The following is a 14,887-nucleotide window of genomic DNA, read 5'->3' on the forward strand; positions in this document are numbered from 1 at the left end:
ACAAATCCGACGTCGAACTTCCGATATCCGAAATAAACTATACCTTTGCCTTCAGAAATTCTCATAGGGGTGCCTTGCTTTGAGCGATCAAACTGAAAGACAGGCTGAGATCATACCCATTGTTGAGTCTTAAGTCCAAAGTATTTAGTCCCAAGTCAGCGCGTTCGACTTAAGACTTTAAACTTACGACTACCGACTTGAACATACACCTGATCCGGATAATGCCGGCGTAGGGATAGGTAATTAGTTATTGTGCTGCATGCTGTACCCTGGCATGCGGGTATTTTAACAGGTTTATTTTTTACATCACATTGAAAAAATTATTCGCGGCCCTTTCGGCCTTGCTGTTGCCTGTCCTGGCAATGGCCCAACTGAGCTTATCGGGCAAAGTTATCGACACGCAGACCGGCACCACCTTGCCCGGCGCAACCATTAGTCTTAATAACGAGGTGTTTATCACCACTAATGCTCAGGGCGCTTATCAGTTCCGCAACATCCGCCCGGGCAATTACACACTTAAGGTCAGCTACATTGGCTACAAGCAATTATTGCAGACCGTTGCTGTTAACGGCAACACCTCCCAAGATCTTAAATTAACATCGGGCAACACCATGACCGAGGAGGTTACCGTAAGTTCCACCCGTGCATCGGATAAGTCGCCGACCGCCTTTACAAATCTTAACAAAAAAGATATCGAGAAGAATAACTCGGGCCGTGGTTTTGAGTTCTTGTTAGAGCAAACGCCTTCAACGGTGGTCAGTTCTAACGCCGGGGCAGGTGTAGGTTACACCAGTGTCCGCATCCGCGGTTCCGACGGTACGCGAACCAACGTGACCATCAACGGCATCCCAATGAATGATGCCGAATCGCAGGGCTCGTTCATGGTCAACCTGCCCGATTTTGCTTCGTCTATCGATAATATCCAGGTGCAGCGCGGTGTAGGTACTTCAACCAATGGCGCGGGCGCTTTTGGTGCAAGCATCAACATCCAAACCACTACCCGCCGCGATTCGGCCTATGCGGAGTTGAATAACTCGGCAGGTTCTTACGGTACGATCAAGAACACGGTAAGCATTGGTACCGGTCTATTGGGCGGGCATTTTACGGTAGATGGCCGTTTGTCGCGCATCAATTCTGATGGTTATATCGACAGGGCTTTCTCCAAAATGAAGTCGTACTTTTTGAGTGGTGCTTACTATGGCCAAAAGGATGTATTGCGCGTGAACGTATTCTCGGGGGATCAGCAAACTTACCAGGCCTGGAACGGTGTACCGGAAGAAGAGGTTCGCAAGGGCAACTATCGTTATAACGAGTTAGGCTACATGGAAAAAGCCAAGGACTATTACGATAACCAGACCGACAACTACATCCAAAACTATTATCAGTTGCTGTACAATCGCCAACTGACCGATAAGTTATCTTTCAGCGGAGCGTTGCACTACACCAAAGGTGCCGGTTACTACGAGGAGTTCAAGAATAACGAACCATTCACTAAATACGGGATCACGCCGGTGGTGATCGGAGGCGTTACAGTAGCGAACACCGACCTTGTGCGCAGGCTTTGGTTAGATAATCATTTTTATGGCCTGACCTATAACCTTGATTACAACCCATCGACCAAGCTGAACCTGAAATTGGGCGGTGGCTACAACGAGTACAAAGGTGACCACTTCAGCAATATCCGCTGGACACAGCAAAGCACCACTATTTTCCCTAACCATGAATACTCTCGCGATCACGCTAAAAAAACCGATTTCAATACCTTCTTACGTGCCGAATTTCACCCGGCCGAAAATATATTGATCTATGGTGATGCACAATATCGCCGCATTAACTATTCGTTCCTCGGTTTCGACCGTAACCTGAATAACATTCAGCAAGCTGTGAATCTGAACTTTTTTAATCCTAAAGCAGGTATCACCGTATCGCTGAACAGTAACAGCGATGTGTACGCATCAGTAGCGGTGGCCAATCGCGAGCCTAACCGTAACGATTTTACCAACTCATCGCCGGATAGCAGGCCAAAGTCGGAGCGATTGACCGACTTTGAATTGGGTTACCGTTACAACCAGACCAACTTCAGCGCCAGCATTAATGGTTATTACATGAAGTATAAGAACCAACTGGTACTCACTGGGGCGCTGAATGATGTAGGCTCATCTATCCGTACCAACATTGATGACAGCTACCGCGCCGGTCTGGAAGGGAATGCCCGCATCCGCGTTGCCAAACCGTTGACCTGGCTGATCAATGCTACCGTTAGTGCCAACAAGGTTAAAGGTTTCCGCCAGTTCCTGTATAATTACGATACCGATGCGCTGGAAATGACCCAATACGGGACAACCAACATTGCCTATTCACCAAGTCTGATCGCGGGTAGTACCTTAAGTTGGGCTGCTATCAAGAATGGCGAGATAGCCCTGATCGGTAAATATGTTGGTCGCCAATATTTGGATAACACATCGACCAAGAGCCGCTCGCTGGATGATTACCTGATAACCGATGTGCGCCTGAACTACAACTTTGCCTTTAAAGGAGTGAAGAATGTAGGCGTAGGCCTACTGGTGAACAACGTATTCAGCAAGCGCTATTGGAGTGACGGTGCAACCTATCCGGGCATTTCGGGCGGCGTGGTAGAGAATTATAACTATTTCTTCCCACAAGCACCGATCAACTTTTTGGCGAGTTTGAATGTGAAGTTTTAACCCCACCCAACCCTCCCCTAAAGGAAGAGGGCTTTTAGCAGAAACAACGTTTCCCCTCTTGAGAGGGGACGCACGAAACGCACATAAAGCCGAAACAATCATAGGGGTATGTTCCTTTGCCAGCCTTGCCAACAGAGGACACACCCCTGACCCCGCTCAAGCGGGGAAGCGCGGCTTTAAAACATCTTTTGGAACAATGAATGAGCAAAGTAATGAAGGCGCATCAAATGACTAAATAATATGAACATCCATCCCTGGATACAACTCTTCATCGATCAAATAAAGCTCACCACCCCGTGGGAGTGGGCGGCTGTGATCTTAGGCGTTACCGAAGTGGTTTTAGCTAAGATGAATAAGATCTGGCTTTACCCGGTGGGGATAGCCGGTATCCTGATCAGCATGTCGGTCCTGATCGGCGCGCATTTATATGCCGAGACCGCGCTTAATGTTTATTACCTGGTGATGAGCATTTACGGTTGGTACTACTGGATAAAGAAAAAGCACGAGCCCCCGGTAAAGATCAGTTGGAGCACCCGCAAAGAATGGGTAACCACCATCCTGATCGTTTTGGTTGGCTGGGCGGCCTTGTACGGTTTTAACTTTTTACCACAACTCATCCATGTAAAATACACCCCATCCAACGTACCGCTTTGGGATGCCTGGGTGGCGGCTACGGCTTGGGCGGGGATGTGGCTGCTGGCCAAGCGCAAGATAGAGAACTGGGTTTTGCTGAATATCTCTAACCTGTTCGCTATCCCGCTGCTGTTTTACAAAGGGTTGGCCATGTTCGCGGTGTTGACGCTGATCTTATTCATTGTGGCTATATTCGGATTTTTGCAATGGATACGCATTTGGAGGGCTGACCAGTTAAAGCCAGCGGAGCAACAAGTATGATACCACACCCTTCAACATTGATCAGCGATGCTGACATCACCATCATCCGTGATAACGCTGCAGCGGCTGAAGAATTAGGCCAACTGCATCCCGCGCAATTGGAACTGATAGAGCGCTTGCAATGGTTCAAACTATTAGTACCCAAAGTTTACGGTGGACTGGAAACACCACTGCCTGGTCTAATCCGCCTGCAAGAAGCCATCAGCTGGGCCGACGGCAGCCTGGGCTGGACCATGACCTTGTGCTGCGGCGCAGGCTGGTTCGGTGGATTTATAGATCCTGTTTTGGCCTATCAGATATTCAATACCCCTTATTTATGCCTGGCCGGCAGCGGGGCACAGACCGGTGTGGCCGAGATAGTCGACGACGGCTACAAGATCAGCGGGACATGGAAGTACGCCACAGGCGCACATCATGCCACGCACTTTACCGCCAACTGCATCATCCAAAAAGATGGCGAAATACAGCAGGACGAGTTTGGTAATGCGCTGATCCGCTCGTTCGTCATCCCGGCGAAGGATGTGGAATTACTGCCTGCTTGGAAATACATCGGTATGATCGCCACGGGCAGTCATTCGTTTAATATCGATGGTGCGGTGGTCAGTGCGGATCATTCTTTTCTAATAGACCCGGCGCACACTAACGTAGATGGTAAACTGTACAAATATCCTTTCCTTCAACTTGCCGAGGCTACGTTAGCAGTGAATCTATCGGGCATGGCTTTGCACTTTATAGAATTGTGTGCCGGGATATTTGAGCAAAAATATCAACTGCCTAAAATGACCGATGCACATAAAGATCTGATGCGCCGATTGTTGCAGGATGTTACAAGTAAGATGGATATCGCCCGTACGGAGTTGCTTAAAGCCGTAGATGCATCGTGGGCCGCGCCTTTGGATGCCAATGCCGACGAACTGAAGGCGGTCAGCCTGACAAGTAGGATACTCGCTACCGCATCCCGCGAAGCGGTGGATAAACTTTATCCTTATTGCGGCCTCATAGCAGCCGCGGCCGATAGCGAGATCAATCGTGTTTGGCGGGATATCCATACGGCGGGGCAACATTCGCTGCTTACGTTTTTGGATGAGCGATAGAAGATGGTAGGCAGGCGCAAAACCTGCCTACCATTTTAACTGATCTTTTTCGACAGATGGTTGTTTTGATGTCTCTTGCTTAACAATTTACTAATGGCAACCGATGCCATTGCGTCAAAATTGCCGATCTATCAAAAAGCTTTTGTTAAAAAGCGTTAATTGTTGGCAGTCAGTAACTTTTATCTAATTGTTTTCATGTTAATTTCATCATACCCTTCTACTTTCGAGTTGTAGCCCGCTTAGTTATGCGGGCCTTAATAACAGAGTTGTAGGATCAAAAGTGATGATATGCAGGTTGTTAAAAGTTTAAATAATAGCTTCGTTCACAAGCAAAAAGTGAACGCGATGGGTGCCTGGTTCGAGATAAGTGTGCTGACCGGCGATACCGAAATTGCCGAGCAACGCGTTAAAAGCGCCGTGGCCGAAATAAAACGGGTAGACAAATTGCTTACCTCGTTAGGTACCGATAGCATTGCTAATCAGATCAATTACAACGCCGGCATCGCCCCGGTAAAAATTAACGGAGAATTATATCGCCTGATAGAGCGCTCGTTGTTAATCGCCGAATTGACCCAGGGCATTTTTGATATTACTTACGGCACCACTGCCAGCTACGTGAATGTGGAGCTTAACGCGGCACATAATACCGTATTTCTTAAAGAAAAAGGTATGGGTATTTACTTTGGTGGCATTGCCAAAGGTTACGCGGCCGATCGCGCCAAATACATTTTGCAATTGAACGGCATAGATAGCGGTGTTATCCGTACCGAAGGCAGCGTAGTGGCCTGGGGGTTACAGACCGACGGCAGCCAGTGGACCATTGGCGAAGCTGACGCCCTGCAAGAGCAAATGCCTTACGCCGGTCACAACATCAGCAATATGGCTGTCGCGTCATCTGTCAAAGCCGAGATGTTGGCGGGTAGCGATATCAGCAATATCTGCATCATGAGCACCAGCGCCGAATTATCAAGCGCCATGATAGCGCCTTTAGCCAAACTGGGCATACAAAAAGGCAGGCAAATGGTTGATGCATTGCAGCAACTGGCTTGTGTGTTTGTAGATCAGCAAGGCAAAATGCACCCGTCAAAATATATGGCGGCATTAAATTAAAATACCCGTCTGCCCTAAATTAAACCTACAGGCAGATCGTTAAAGAGCCAGTCCCAATTACTTTATACTTCAAATAAACAGTGCACAGCAATGTGCGCTGTTTTGTTTTTAACCCGTGTCCGCGCGGCTTTGCCGGCAGATCAATAAAAATTGTGTGTAGGTATCACTTAAAAGCCTAATTTTAACAACGCCCTGTTCAAGCATGATAAAGTGGTTCGTGTATATTGTTTTTCTGCTGGTATTCACACCATGTTTATTGTCGGCCAATGCACCATCCGGCCGCAACAGGCGTACTATTACTGAGCGCGAAGTCGCTACCATCATCCCAGCCGACCATCTTTTAGACACTAACAAGCATGGCAAACCCGTGGCCAAGGCCGACCCCAAAGTTAAAGAGGTGCCCAAAACCAAGGTACAACCCAAGCCCGAGAAATTAGAAGACCCCGACGCGGCCAAAAAGAAACCGGCCCGCGAACGGCGCCCTGATGGTATGCAACGACCGCCCGAGTTACCAAGACGAAGTGATAACTAAACCCTGATCTTAGCCGACACACAACATGAAACTAACACTTGCCTTAATACTCTCCATCATTGGCCTTGATGCCGCAGCGGCATCCAAGTGGCTGATGGCATATACCCATCGCAGCTTAATAGCGGCTATGGACACTACCGATACGGCATCCAACAAAAAGCAGTCGCTATCCTTAGGGATCACCGGCGGTACCGATGCCAGCTATTTTGGCCGTACCAGCCCCAAGCGTTACCCTTTTTACACCGCCGATGCGGTGTATAACTCTAAGTCGGGCGTATTCGTTTACGGTACGGTTTGGAAAATGGCCGGATCCTATCCTTCGTTGGACGAGATAGATGTGGGTATTGGTTACGTTTACCGTATAACGCCAAAGTTGACGGGCACTACTAGCTATAGCCATTTCTTTTTTAACCGGAGCACACAATTGATCCGCATGATCTCGAATAATAACTTCGACATAAAAAACACCTACAACTGGGGGCCTGTTAAAACCAGCGTGGCGTTCGATTACATGTGGGGTCGTGCTAACGATATCTTTCTTACACCTTCGATATCGAAGTATTACGAAACACCGTTCAATATCTTTAGCGAAACCGATTATCTGTCCTTCACTCCAAGTTTTAGCATGATATTGGGTACGCAGAACTTTGTAGAACGTTACTCGGCTGACCAGCGGGCAGATCCGGACCCGACCATTAACTACGGGCACGATATCGATAACCCAAATTCGGCACGCGGCAACCGTCAGTTCAAACCATTGAACTACAGTTTGCGCATCCCGATCGCTTATAACCGGGCGCATTATACCATCGAGGCTAACACCCGTTTTTCCGTACCGGTTAACGCGCCGGGGCAGATCCGCAACCATCAGGAGGTGTTCTTTAACTTAACTTTTTACTACCTATTCTTTTAATATATGAACGTCTTAATTGTTGAGGATGAAAAGGCATTGGCCGGCGAGTTGGAAAAATTCCTTACAGGTAACAATTTCCTGTGTGAGATATGCTACAACGGCCGCACCGCATCCGAAAAGATCGGGACGAACAAGTACGATTTCATCCTGATCGATCTGGGCCTGCCTGATTACGACGGGCTTGACCTGCTGAAAGAAGCCAAACAGAACGATCCCGAGGCGGCCTGCATTATCCTAACAGCCCGTGCCGAGGTTTACGACCGCATTAAAGGCCTGGATATGGGCGCGGATGACTATCTGCCCAAGCCATTTTCGCTGCTGGAGCTGCAAAGCCGCATGCAGGCCATCACCCGCCGTAAATTTGGGATACAGCATAACCTGGTAAACCTTGGGGGCTTTGCGGTTGACCTCACCGACAGGACCATTGCTTTTGGCGATACATCAGTAAGCGCCATCACCAAAAAGGAATTCGACCTGATCGCTTATCTCATTTTGCATAAGAACCGCACGCTTACCCGCCCGCAACTGAGCGAACATATTTGGGGCAGCGTGGTTAATGATGATTACGATAGCAATTACATTGATGCGCATATCAAAAATATCCGCAAAAAATTAAATGTGTTTGAAGCGCCTGATTGGCTGGAGACCGTGCGCGGCCTTGGCTACAGGATAACCTTGTAAGCCGATTTGAAGTTACAGACCAAACTTACGCTATTTAACACCGTATCTAAACTGGTGATCGTGCTGCTTTTTGTGGCCCTGTTGCCTACGCTTATCAAAACCATCAACCTCAGCTTTACCGATAGCCGACTTAAACGCGAGCGGGAAAAGGTATTGGAGGATATCCAAAAAAAAGGGATAGAGGAATACATGCCCAACGGCCAGGCCTACGGCAGCTACACTCCTCTTAAAGAGGATTATGTAAGTTTGGACACCGCATCCGATAGCTACTTTTTAGACACCATCCGTCGCGAACGTCGCCTGGTCGAGGGCGACACCATCAGCTATCGCATCCTGAGCTATACTTTTTCGGTTGGCAAAAAAGATTACCTGTTAGAGATAGGCAAAAGCGTAAAGACCATAGACGAAACCACCGGTCCGCTGCAAAACATTGCTTTAGAGGTATTGTTGGGTATGATGCTCTTGACCATCCTGTCGGATCTTTTTTATTCTAACTACATATTGCGGCCACTTGGGTTGATCATTAAAACCAAACTGGTAGAACGCAAATTCCCCCAATTTGGCGAGTATAAAAAGGTTGAGACCTCCACCAGCGATTTTGAACGGCTTGACGTGAGTATCCACGAGATGATCGGCGATATCGAGCGGGCCTTCCTCAAGGAGCGGGAGTTCATCTCTAACGCATCGCACGAGTTGATGACCCCGGTATCTATCCTGCAATCTAAGATAGAGAACATGTTTGACGAGGACGTGACAGACGAGGTGAAGATCCGCCTGCTGGAAATGCAGCGCATACTCAACCGCTTAAAGACCATCACTAAAACCCTGTTGCTGATATCGCAGATAGAGAATGAGCAATTTTTAAAAGAGGACTCGATCGGTGTGAGCGAATTGCTGCAGGACGTTTACGAGGAGATATCTATCCGCCTGCAGGAGAAAAATATCAGCTTCGAGGCTGTTGTTTCGGATCAGGTGAGGTTTACAGCGGTCAATAAATTCCTACTGTTCAACCTGTTCTTTAACCTGGTGAATAACGCCATTAAGTACAACAAAGAGGATGGCAACATATCTATCACCGGCCGCGAGGTGAAAGATGGTTACATGATCAGCGTGGCCGACAGCGGCATTGGCATTGGTGCCGAGCAATTACCGCATATTTTTAACCGCTTTAAAAAATTCCGCCAGTCTATGGAGCAGGATAGCTTTGGTTTAGGCCTGCCGATCGTGCGCTCTATTGCCGAATTCCATAAGATCAGGATCGATATCCGGTCTGAAGAGAACGTTGGGACGACCTTTGATCTGACCTTTCCCGCAGAAATGATAACCGTCTGAGGCATGGCTAAACGGTATCGTTATAAGGTGATCATCGTCATTAAAAATTAAAATAGGATGTTCGCAACTTTTATTATTTTTGGGCGAACAAAACACAAACACTATGACTTTTCCAGCTGAACTGAAATACACTAAAGACCACGAGTGGGTACGCCTTGAAGGTGACACTGCTTACATCGGCATTACCGAATTTGCACAGCGCGAGTTAGGCGATATCGTTTATGTTGATATCTCGTCAGTTGGTCAGGAAGTGGCTGCTGAGGACGTATTTGGTACCGTAGAGGCGGTTAAGACCGTGTCTGACCTATTTATGCCGGTTGCCGGTACCGTTAACGAGGTTAACTCGTTACTGGATAGCCAGCCCGAGTTGGTGAACAGTGACCCTTATGGCGATGGCTGGATGGTGAAAATCACCGTGAGCAACGCTGCCGACGTTGAAGCCCTTTTATCTGCCGATGCTTACGGCGAGATAGTAGGTGCCTAATTTGTAATGATGCAAGTGTTAAAATATCAAAGGCCCGCCATTTGGTGGGCCTTATTTGTTTTGCTTATCTGCAATATTAAGATGGGCGACTCGGTGAACGATTCGCCTATGTTTTTTGCCGGGTTCGATAAGCTGGTGCATTGCGGGCTGTTCTTCGTTTTCGCGGTTTTTGTAGCTTACGGCTGGATCAGACAGGTTGGTGCCGAAAATTTTAAATGGACCGCCGCACTAAAAGTATTTATGATAGCGTTATGCTTTGGCGCTTTGATAGAGGTGTTGCAGTTGTACATATTCACCTGGCGCAATGGCGACTTTGAAGATCTTTTTGCCGATGCCGTAGGTGTTGGTATGGGTGTTTTTAGTATCTTGGTAACATTAAATGCATCAGCAAATGCAAAAAGTTAAATATTTATTGGTTGTCGGGATAGTTTGCTTAGGCTTAAGCTCTTGTGGCATTTTAAAAAAGGGTTGCGGCTGCCCCACTTTTGGTAAAGTGAAAAACATTTCGGCACCGCGTGCAACTTCTCCTTCGGCTTAGCATCATTTAGACAGTTTTCGGTTCGATACTATTTTGAACCTTTTCACAACTGTCTGATATATGATCAAAAAGCTTTACCCCTCTTTTTTATTTCTTGCTATCTTATTTTCGGCCACCGGAGCCTTTGGCCAGTCCAAACAGCGCGTCATCCGGGCTAAGGTCGTCGATACCAAAGGCATCCCTGTAGAATTTGTTACCGCCGCCGTATTCTTGAATGGCCCCGATTCATCGGTAGTAAAAAGCATGGTGACCGGCAAAGATGGCCTGATCGATATCGGGGGATTATCCAACGGTAGCTATCGTTTGCTCGTGGCGCAATTGGGTCTTAAAGCGCGTAAAGAGCTATTCACGCTAAGCGACGCTAAACCTACTGCCGACCTTGGCACTTTGACCATGGAGAACGAAGTACGTAATCTGAAAGAGGTGAACGTAGCGGGCGAGAAGATCCCGGTAGTGATCAAGAAAGATACGATCGAATTGAACGCCGGATCTTACAAGACCCAAAAGAACGACAACGTAGAGCAACTATTTAAAAAACTGCCCGGTGTGGATGTGGACAAGGATGGCAAGATCACCGCGCAAGGTAAAGAAGTGACCAAGGTGTTGGTAGATGGCAAAGAATTCTTTGGTAACGACCCTAAAGCGGTCACCAAAAACCTGCCCGCCGACGCGATAGACAAAGTACAGATCATTGATGATAAGACCGAAAAAGCCAAAAGCACCGGCATTGACGACGGCCAGCGCGAAAAGGTAATGAACGTTACCCTTAAAGCTGATAAAAAGAAAGGCTGGTTCGGTAATATGGCGGCGGCGGGCGGCAACAACAGCCGTTACTTGGGCCAGTTCAATATGAACAGGTTCGATAATAAAAAGCAATTTGCTATCCTGTCTCTGAGCAACAATGTGAACGAGGCTGGCTTCGCTTTCGAGGATATTAACGCCTTTGTAGGAACCAACGGATTTGGCGGATTAAGTGATAACCAGGGCACCAGTATCAACATCAGTGCTAATGGCAGGGCCAATGTCAACGGTGCCTTCTCGGGTGTAGAGGGTGGCCTGATCACCAACCATACGGCGGGTGTTAACTACTCGGATGAGTTGGGTAAGAAAGGCCAATTTAAGTTCAATACCAACTTTGTAGCTGTCCTGTCGGATAACGTGCTGAACCAACGCTCTAACCTGCAGGATATCCCTAACGGGTTACTGACCAACCAATTCACCAACGGCAACAACACAATTAATAGCTATCGTTTTGCCGTCAGTGCGGAATATAAACCCGATACGCTGAACACCATCCGCTTTAAGCCGAGCATGGGTTTAGGCATCCGCAAAAACTATAACAGCACGGCATCGGGTACTACCCGCCTTACTGCGGATAGCGTGAACAGCATCTCACAACTGCTTGATCAGACCATGCGTAACCCGTTTATCGGTGGGTCATTGTCGCTTAATCACCTGTTCCAAAAGGGTAAAGGCTCTGTAAATCTGTTCACTACCGGTAACTATTCTGAAAGTAATGTTAATTATATCAACCGTTCTACCACACGGTTCTTCGTCAGTTCGATGCCCGGCACCGACCTTAACCAGCAAGCGTCTGTAGATAACGATGGCAGCTTTATCACCAGTACCGCATCATTCGTAAGGCAGATCAGCAAAGCCAAAAAGATCAACTTTAATGTGAGCCAATCGGCCGACTTCCGTAGACAGAACGTTGATCAATATACCGTTGACTACGACGCGGTTACCGGGAATTATGAAATATTTGACCCGCTGTACTCGGGCAACTCAGCTAACCGCAGCCACCGCTTAACAAGCACCGCAGGACTGAATAAAACAGCTGATAGCTACACAGTCAACTTCAACCTGGCTATGGCCCACTTAGCTTTGGATGGTAGCTCGTTCAGCAACAACTTGCTCAATAATGTCCATCGCGATACCTGGGCATTTGTACCTAATGCCTCGTTCACCTATCGCCAAAAAAATGGCCGCAGCGTTAGCTTTGGTGTTAATACCGATGTGGCATTACCAACCGCTACCAATTTGCAAACCGTATTTAATAATACCAATCCGCTGTATATCAGGCAAGGTAACCCGGATCTGGTGCCATCACGGAGTTATGGCGCCAATGCAAGCTACAACTATTTTGATGCGAAAACCAATGCCTACATCAACTTTTTTGGCAGCTACACCGTTATGACTAACGGGTTCTCTACCGAAAGTTCGGTAAGCAGCGGCATCACTACTTCAAGGCCGTTGAACGTGGACGGTAACTATAGCACCAACCTCGGCATCAACTTTAGTCAGCCTACCAAGATCAAAGGCTTGAAATACAGCATCAACACGTATTTCAACGCATCAAAAAATGTCAACTTTATCAACGGAAACCGTAACGAGGTGGTCACCTTGAGGCCATCATTGGGTACGGGCGGCAGTATTGACAGGGAGAAATATCAGTTCAACCTGAGGGTTTACGGTACGCTCAGTTCTACCAAAAACTCGTTCCAAAGCCTGGCCGACAGGAAGTTCTACACGTTTTACAACACTGTTGGCGGCAGCGTGTCGCCCAACAAGACCTGGCGGATATTTACTGATATGACCCAGAACCTGTTCCGCGGGCAGCCGGCGGGGGCTAATAACTCGGTTTACCTGTGGAACGCGGGTATAGAGCGTTACTTTTTGGATAGCAAGAACCTGACCCTGTCGGTCAACGCATTCGACTTGCTGAACCAGAATTCGGGCATATCGCGCACGGTGAATAGTACGGGTGTGCTTAATAACAATCAGACCAATACCATCGGTCAATATTTTTATTTAAAGCTGATCTACAAGATCACCCGAGTGGGTGCCCAAACCAACAATAATGGTGTAATTATTATGAAATAATGTTTGCCATTTAGCTTAGCGGAGCGAAATTTCGTGTCGAAAAAAGCATCGAATTTGCTAATTTTATTAGGATATTCGATGCTTTTTTCTTATATTTGTAATGGTTTGACAATTGCGCAACCATCGCGTTGCAGATCATTATCTCATGGCCAAAACAAAAGTTTCCTATTTCTGTCAGAGTTGCGGTTTCGAGGCGCCGAAGTGGTTGGGCAAGTGCCCGTCATGTAACCAGTGGAACACCTTTGTGGAAGAGGTGATCGAAAAAGGCAACCCGGCCGTGCCGGATTGGAAGCCAAAGTCGACCAGTTTGCAACGGTCTAACAAAGCGGTACCCATCGGTCAGATCCAGTTCGACGAGGAGCACCGCGTACTTACCCCTGATAAAGAATTTAACCGCGTGCTGGGTGGCGGCATCGTTGCGGGATCATTGGTGCTGATCGGCGGCGAACCGGGCATTGGCAAATCTACCCTGATGCTGCAACTGGCGCTAAATCTGCCGGGACAAAAAGTGCTTTACGTATCTGGCGAGGAGAGCGACCGCCAGATCAAAATGCGAGCGGAACGGCTAACAGCCCCCCTGCCCCCTGAAGGGGGAGCGAGCTTTATCAGCACATCTGCTTCTATTTCCCCTTCAAGGGGCGAGGAGGCCGCTGGTTGCTACATCCTTACCGAAACATCAACCCAAAATATTTTTAAGCAGATAGAGCAGCTGCAGCCGGATATGGTGGTAATAGATTCGATACAGACCTTGCATTCGGCGCATATCGAGTCGACCCCGGGAAGTGTGTCGCAGGTGCGGGAGTGTACGGCCGAGTTGCTGCGCTTTGCCAAAGAGAGCGGCACGCCCGTGTTCCTTATCGGTCATATTACTAAGGACGGCATGATCGCGGGGCCAAAGATATTGGAGCACATGGTAGATACCGTGCTGCAATTTGAGGGCGACCGGCACCACGTGTACCGGATCCTACGCGCGGTGAAGAACAGGTTCGGTTCTGCATCCGAGTTGGGGATATATGAGATGCTGGGTGCAGGCCTGCGCGAGGTATCCAACCCGTCGGAGATATTGTTGTCCCAACGTGACGAAGCACTAAGCGGCATCACCATATCGGCCACATTAGAGGGCATGCGACCGATGATGATAGAGACCCAGGCGCTGGTGAGCACATCGGCCTATGGTACACCGCAACGTTCGGCCACCGGATTTGATACCCGTAGGATGAATATGCTGCTGGCGGTATTAGAGAAACGCTGCGGCTTTAAATTGGGCGCTAAGGACGTATTCCTGAATATTACCGGGGGAATACGGGTAGAAGACCCGGCGATAGACCTGGGACTGGCTGCCGCTATCATATCATCGCACGAGGATATCCCTATCCCATTTAAGACCTGTTTTGCCGGGGAACTGGGCCTATCAGGCGAGATACGTGCCGTTAACCGCATAGAACAACGTATAGCCGAGGCCGAAAAACTGGGTTTTGAGCAGATCTTTATCTCTAAATACAACCTCCCCACCGGCGGCGACAAAAAACGCATCGACCTGACGCGTTATCAAATAGCCGTTAAAACGGTGGCGAATATTGAGGAGGTGTTCGGGTTGTTGTTTGGGTAAGGTTTCTGCATAATGGACCAACCCGGTCGGAAATACCGAGTATCGCGACTCTACAGAAAATAAAATAATTTATAATTAAAGCAGGGTTTTGCTAACAAGCCCTATCTTTAGC

Annotated in this window: 12 protein-coding genes; all 12 read left to right on the plus strand. The window is 48.1% G+C overall.

Features of this window, described 5'->3' with window-relative positions:
* Window positions 1-311: 311 nt before the first annotated feature.
* The 12 genes from IRJ16_RS07210 (at window position 312) to radA (ending at window position 14,775) form a co-directional block, all read left to right on the plus strand.
* The gene (locus IRJ16_RS07210; RefSeq protein WP_317174002.1) at window positions 312-2,705 is read left to right on the plus strand and encodes a TonB-dependent receptor; all 2,394 of its coding nucleotides are present in this window, start codon (window positions 312-314) and stop codon (window positions 2,703-2,705) included.
* A gap of 240 nt (window positions 2,706-2,945) precedes the next feature.
* Window positions 2,946-3,599, plus strand: a complete 654-nt coding sequence (pnuC, locus tag IRJ16_RS07215) for a nicotinamide riboside transporter PnuC (protein WP_194110848.1) — start codon at window positions 2,946-2,948, stop codon at window positions 3,597-3,599.
* Window positions 3,596-4,693: an acyl-CoA dehydrogenase family protein gene (locus tag IRJ16_RS07220; protein ID WP_194110849.1), complete on the plus strand. Its 1,098-nt coding sequence runs from the start codon at window positions 3,596-3,598 to the stop codon at window positions 4,691-4,693. Before pnuC ends, IRJ16_RS07220 begins: the two co-directional genes overlap by 4 nt.
* A gap of 288 nt (window positions 4,694-4,981) precedes the next feature.
* Window positions 4,982-5,803 (plus strand): FAD:protein FMN transferase, encoded by an 822-nt coding sequence (locus IRJ16_RS07225; protein WP_194110850.1) that lies wholly within the window; start codon window positions 4,982-4,984, stop codon window positions 5,801-5,803.
* 202 nt (window positions 5,804-6,005) lie between these two features.
* Entirely contained in the window at window positions 6,006-6,335 is a 330-nt protein-coding gene (locus IRJ16_RS07230) for a hypothetical protein (protein WP_194110851.1), read from the plus strand.
* Window positions 6,336-6,360: 25 nt separating this feature from the next.
* On the plus strand, window positions 6,361-7,248 hold the full coding sequence (locus IRJ16_RS07235; protein ID WP_194110852.1) for a hypothetical protein: 888 nt from the start codon (window positions 6,361-6,363) through the stop codon (window positions 7,246-7,248).
* A gap of 3 nt (window positions 7,249-7,251) precedes the next feature.
* Window positions 7,252-7,929: a response regulator transcription factor gene (locus IRJ16_RS07240; protein WP_194110853.1), complete on the plus strand. Its 678-nt coding sequence runs from the start codon at window positions 7,252-7,254 to the stop codon at window positions 7,927-7,929.
* 6 nt (window positions 7,930-7,935) lie between these two features.
* The gene (locus IRJ16_RS07245) at window positions 7,936-9,261 is read left to right on the plus strand and encodes a sensor histidine kinase (protein WP_194110854.1); all 1,326 of its coding nucleotides are present in this window, start codon (window positions 7,936-7,938) and stop codon (window positions 9,259-9,261) included.
* Window positions 9,262-9,364: 103 nt separating this feature from the next.
* Entirely contained in the window at window positions 9,365-9,745 is a 381-nt protein-coding gene (gene gcvH, locus IRJ16_RS07250) for a glycine cleavage system protein GcvH (RefSeq protein WP_194110855.1), read from the plus strand.
* Between the two features lie 6 nt (window positions 9,746-9,751).
* The gene (locus IRJ16_RS07255) at window positions 9,752-10,150 is read left to right on the plus strand and encodes a VanZ family protein (RefSeq protein ID WP_194110856.1); all 399 of its coding nucleotides are present in this window, start codon (window positions 9,752-9,754) and stop codon (window positions 10,148-10,150) included.
* A 193-nt stretch (window positions 10,151-10,343) separates the two neighbouring features.
* Entirely contained in the window at window positions 10,344-13,166 is a 2,823-nt protein-coding gene (locus IRJ16_RS07260) for a TonB-dependent receptor (protein ID WP_194110857.1), read from the plus strand.
* A 145-nt stretch (window positions 13,167-13,311) separates the two neighbouring features.
* The gene (gene radA, locus IRJ16_RS07265) at window positions 13,312-14,775 is read left to right on the plus strand and encodes a DNA repair protein RadA (RefSeq protein WP_194110858.1); all 1,464 of its coding nucleotides are present in this window, start codon (window positions 13,312-13,314) and stop codon (window positions 14,773-14,775) included.
* Window positions 14,776-14,887 lie beyond the last annotated feature (112 nt).

Origin of the sequence: Mucilaginibacter myungsuensis, from assembly GCF_015222005.1 — a bacterium.
Classification (GTDB): domain Bacteria; phylum Bacteroidota; class Bacteroidia; order Sphingobacteriales; family Sphingobacteriaceae; genus Mucilaginibacter; species Mucilaginibacter myungsuensis.